Raw genomic sequence first — 5,086 nt, 5'->3', positions numbered from 1 at the left:
TAGAAAGTTCTCTCCTCCCGTCTTGTGGACGGGAGGAAAAGGGTGTACATAAGCTTACGGATTATTAGTACTACTCGACTATGACATTACTGCCTTTACATCTATAGCCTATCAACGTGGTCATCTTCCACGATCCTTAAAAGAAATCTCATCTTGTGGTGGGTTTCGCGCTTATATGCTTTCAGCGCTTATCCCTTCCCAACGTAGCTACTCTGCGGTGCCCCTGGCGGGACAACAGATACACTAGAGGTTAGTCCAATTCGGTCCTCTCGTACTAGAATCAGATCCACTCAAATTTCTAACGCCCACAGTAGATAGAGACCGAACTGTCTCACGACGTTCTGAACCCAGCTCGCGTGCCACTTTAATGGGCGAACAGCCCAACCCTTGGGACCTTCTCCAGCCCCAGGATGTGACGAGCCGACATCGAGGTGCCAAACCCCCCCGTCGATATGAGCTCTTGGGGGAGATCAGCCTGTTATCCCCGGCGTACCTTTTATCCTTTGAGCGATGGCCCTTCCATGCGGAACCACCGGATCACTATGCTCTACTTTCGTACCTGATCGACCTGTATGTCTCTCAGTCAAGCTCCCTTATGCCATTGCACTCTTCGCACGGTTACCAAGCGTACTGAGGGAACCTTTAGAAGCCTCCGTTACTCTTTTGGAGGCGACCACCCCAGTCAAACTACCCACCAAGCACTGTCCTCTTCATCGAAGAGTTAGGCCTCAGATAAACAAAGGGTTGTATTTCAACAATGACTCCACAACGCCTGGCGACGCCGCTTCATAGTCTCCAACCTATCCTACACATCATTTATCCAAGGTCAATACTAAGCTATAGTAAAGGTGCACAGGGTCTTTTCGTCCCACTGCGGGTAAACGGCATCTTCACCGTTACTACAATTTCACCGAGCTCATGGCTGAGACAGTGTCCAGATCGTTACACCATTCGTGCAGGTCGGAACTTACCCGACAAGGAATTTCGCTACCTTAGGACCGTTATAGTTACGGCCGCCGTTTACTGGGGCTTCAATTCAATGCTTCTCCGAAGATAACATCTCCTCTTAACCTTCCAGCACCGGGCAGGTGTCAGGCCCTATACTTCATCTTACGATTTTGCAGAGCCCTGTGTTTTTGATAAACAGTCGCCTGGACCTCTTCACTGCGGCCAGCATTGCTGCTGGCGACCCTTCTCCCGAAGTTACGGGTCTATTTTGCCTAATTCCTTAGCCATGAATCTCTCGAGCACCTTAGGATTCTCTCCTCAACTACCTGTGTCGGTTTACGGTACTGGTACTGATTACCTGAAGTTTAGAGGTTTTTCTTGGAAGCCCTTAGGCGCACTATCTCTTTGTCCGAAGACTCCGAGTACTATCGTATTTCACCAAAATCTGCGGATTTGCCTACAGATCTTATAGCTAGGTACTTTAACGAACTATTCCGTCAGTTCGCGGCGCTTTCATCACTCCGTCACCCCATCACAGTAATCAGTAGTACGGGAATATTAACCCGTTGGCCATCGACTGTCCCTTTCGGGTTCGCCTTAGGACCAGACTAACCCACAGCTGATTAGCATAGCTGTGGAAACCTTAGTTTTTCGGTGTGCGGGTTTCTCGCCCGCATTATCGTTACTTATGCCTACATTTTCTTTTCCAGCCAGTCCAGCATACCTTACGATACACCTTCAACCCTGCTGGAATGCTCCCCTACCACTTGCAATTGATTGCAAATCCATAGCTTCGGTAATATGCTTATGCCCGATTATTATCCATGCTCGTCCGCTCGACTAGTGAGCTGTTACGCACTCTTTAAATGAATGGCTGCTTCCAAGCCAACATCCTAGCTGTCTGGGCAGACAAACCTCGTTCTTTCAACTTAGCATATATTTGGGGACCTTAGCTGATGGTCTGGGTTCTTTCCCTCTCGGACTTGGACCTTAGCACCCAAGCCCTCACTGCTGTAAAACATTATATAGCATTCGGAGTTTGTCAGGAATTGGTAGGCGGTGAAGCCCCCGCATCCAATCAGTAGCTCTACCTCTATATAACTATTATCAGCGCTGCACCTAAATGCATTTCGGGGAGTACGAGCTATTTCCGAGTTTGATTGGCCTTTCACCCCTACCCACAGGTCATCCGAAGACTTTTCAACGTCAACCGGTTCGGTCCTCCACTGTGTGTTACCACAGCTTCAACCTGCCCATGGGTAGATCACACGGTTTCGCGTCTAACACTACTGACTAAAGCGCCCTATTCAGACTCGCTTTCGCTACGGATCCGTGACTTAATCACTTAACCTTGCCAGCAACGTTAACTCGTAGGCTCATTATGCAAAAGGCACGCCGTCACCCCACTAAAGGGCTCCGACCGCTTGTAAGCGTATGGTTTCAGGATCTGTTTCACTCCGTTATTCACGGTTCTTTTCACCTTTCCCTCACGGTACTGGTTCACTATCGGTCTCTCAGGAGTATTTAGCCTTAGCGGATGGTCCCGCCAAATTCAGACAGGGTTTCACGTGCCCCGCCCTACTCAGGATACCACTATCTATTACATTTATTACCCATACGGGGCTATCACCCTCTATGGCGTCACTTTCCAGTAACTTCCGGTTCTGCATGCATAAAATGTCGTGGTCCTACAACCCCAACATTGCCGTAACAACATTGGTTTGGGCTAATCCGCGTTCGCTCGCCACTACTTACGGAATCACTTTTGTTTTCTTCTCCTCCGCCTACTTAGATGTTTCAGTTCAGCGGGTTTGCCCACCTATCGGTGTACTATGTCTTCAACATAGTGGGTTGCCCCATTCGGGTATCTGCGGATCAAATGGTGTGTGCCCATACCCGCAGCTTTTCGCAGCTTATCACGCCCTTCATCGCCTCTGAGAGCCTAGGCATCCCCCATACGCCCTTATTTTGCTTATTGTACCAAATCATAAATCAATATGATCCGTTTTTTTTGTCTTTTGCCCTTTGTATTGCTACAACAGCAAAAAACGCTTTCTACTTTTTAAATTTTTCTTATCTCAATATGTCAATGAACTTTTTTCTTAGTGATTAGTCCTTAGTAATTAGTGATTAGCCTTAGACCAATTACTATTTACTCTTTACTATTCACCTTGAATAGTGGAGAATAACGGAGTCGAACCGTTGACCTCCTGCGTGCAAGGCAGGCGCTCTAGCCAGCTGAGCTAATCCCCCGTTCTTTAGTGTTCAGTTAACAGCTTGCAGTTAACAGTCCTTGAACGGTCACTTTTGGTGTAACTCAACTTCTAAAATTTCCTTTATTAAATAAAAACTTCTTTTTTTTTATTAACTGCTTACTTATAACTGTAAACTGCAAACTTTTAAAAAGTAGTCCCGGGCAGACTCGAACTGCCGACCCCTACATTATCAGTGTAGTACTCTAACCAGCTGAGCTACGAGACTCTGTTTTTACTTAATTCTTATCATTTTTTTTTAAATCAACAGCAAGAGTAATTGAATCTTTGATTCAGAACTTTAAGATAATCATCTTTTCCCCAGCGTGTGTTGCCACTAACACTAAGGCTCTAGAAAGGAGGTGTTCCAGCCGCACCTTCCGGTACGGCTACCTTGTTACGACTTAGCCCTAGTTACCAGTTTTACCCTAGGCAGCTCCTTGCGGTCACCGACTTCAGGCACCCCCAGCTTCCATGGCTTGACGGGCGGTGTGTACAAGGCCCGGGAACGTATTCACCGGATCATGGCTGATATCCGATTACTAGCGATTCCAGCTTCACGGAGTCGAGTTGCAGACTCCGATCCGAACTGTGACCGGCTTTATAGATTCGCTCCCCCTCGCGAGGTGGCTGCTCTCTGTACCGGCCATTGTAGCACGTGTGTAGCCCAAGGCGTAAGGGCCGTGATGATTTGACGTCATCCCCACCTTCCTCACAGTTTGCACTGGCAGTCTTGTTAGAGTTCCCGACTTGACTCGCTGGCAACTAACAACAGGGGTTGCGCTCGTTATAGGACTTAACCTGACACCTCACGGCACGAGCTGACGACAACCATGCAGCACCTTGTAAATTGTCTTGCGAAAGTTCTGTTTCCAAAACGGTCAATCTACATTTAAGCCTTGGTAAGGTTCCTCGCGTATCATCGAATTAAACCACATGCTCCACCGCTTGTGCGGGCCCCCGTCAATTCCTTTGAGTTTCAAACTTGCGTTCGTACTCCCCAGGTGGGATACTTATCACTTTCGCTTAGCCACTGAGGTTGCCCCCAACAGCTAGTATCCATCGTTTACGGCGTGGACTACCAGGGTATCTAATCCTGTTCGCTACCCACGCTTTCGTCCATCAGCGTCAATCCACTAGTAGTAACCTGCCTTCGCAATTGGTATTCCATGTAATCTCTAAGCATTTCACCGCTACACTACATATTCTAGTTACTTCCTAGTAATTCAAGTCCAGCAGTATCAATGGCCGTTCCACCGTTGAGCGATGGGCTTTCACCACTGACTTACAAGACCGCCTACGGACCCTTTAAACCCAATGATTCCGGATAACGCTTGGATCCTCCGTATTACCGCGGCTGCTGGCACGGAGTTAGCCGATCCTTATTCTTACGATACCGTCAAATTCCTTCACGAAGGAGTGTTTCTTCTCGTATAAAAGCAGTTTACAATCCATAGGACCGTCATCCTGCACGCGGCATGGCTGGATCAGGCTTGCGCCCATTGTCCAATATTCCTCACTGCTGCCTCCCGTAGGAGTCTGGTCCGTGTCTCAGTACCAGTGTGGGGGATCTCCCTCTCAGGACCCCTACCCATCGTAGCCATGGTAAGCCGTTACCTTACCATCTAGCTAATGGGACGCATGCTCATCTTTTACCGTTGTGACTTTAATATATAAATGATGCCATTCATATATACTATGGGGTATTAATCCAAATTTCTCTGGGCTATCCCCCTGTAAAAGGCAGATTGCATACGCGTTACGCACCCGTGCGCCGGTCTCAAAATCCGAAGACTTCTACCCCTCGACTTGCATGTGTTAAGCCTGCCGCTAGCGTTCATCCTGAGCCAGGATCAAACTCTTCATCGTATATTTTAATATTATAT

General features: G+C 47.9%; 2 tRNA genes and 2 rRNA genes. All 4 read right to left on the bottom strand.

The features are described 5' to 3' along the window. Positions 1 to 44 precede the first annotated feature (44 nt). Positions 45 to 2,926 (bottom strand): 23S ribosomal RNA (locus GXM17_RS21005). Positions 2,927 to 3,127: 201 nt separating this feature from the next. Continuing rightward, positions 3,128 to 3,201: transfer RNA gene (locus GXM17_RS21000), tRNA-Ala, on the bottom strand. A gap of 154 nt (positions 3,202 to 3,355) precedes the next feature. Then, positions 3,356 to 3,429, bottom strand: a tRNA-Ile gene (locus GXM17_RS20995). 126 nt (positions 3,430 to 3,555) lie between these two features. Next, a 16S ribosomal RNA gene (locus GXM17_RS20990) occupies positions 3,556 to 5,069 on the bottom strand. The 16S and 23S rRNA genes sit together here with 2 tRNA genes alongside, the layout of an rRNA operon. Between the last annotated feature and the right edge of the window lie 17 nt (positions 5,070 to 5,086).

It is taken from the genome of Flavobacterium fluviatile, assembly GCF_010645065.1.
Taxonomy (GTDB): Bacteria; Bacteroidota; Bacteroidia; order Flavobacteriales; family Flavobacteriaceae; genus Flavobacterium; species Flavobacterium fluviatile.
This window is presented reverse-complemented; position numbering and strand designations above follow the sequence as displayed.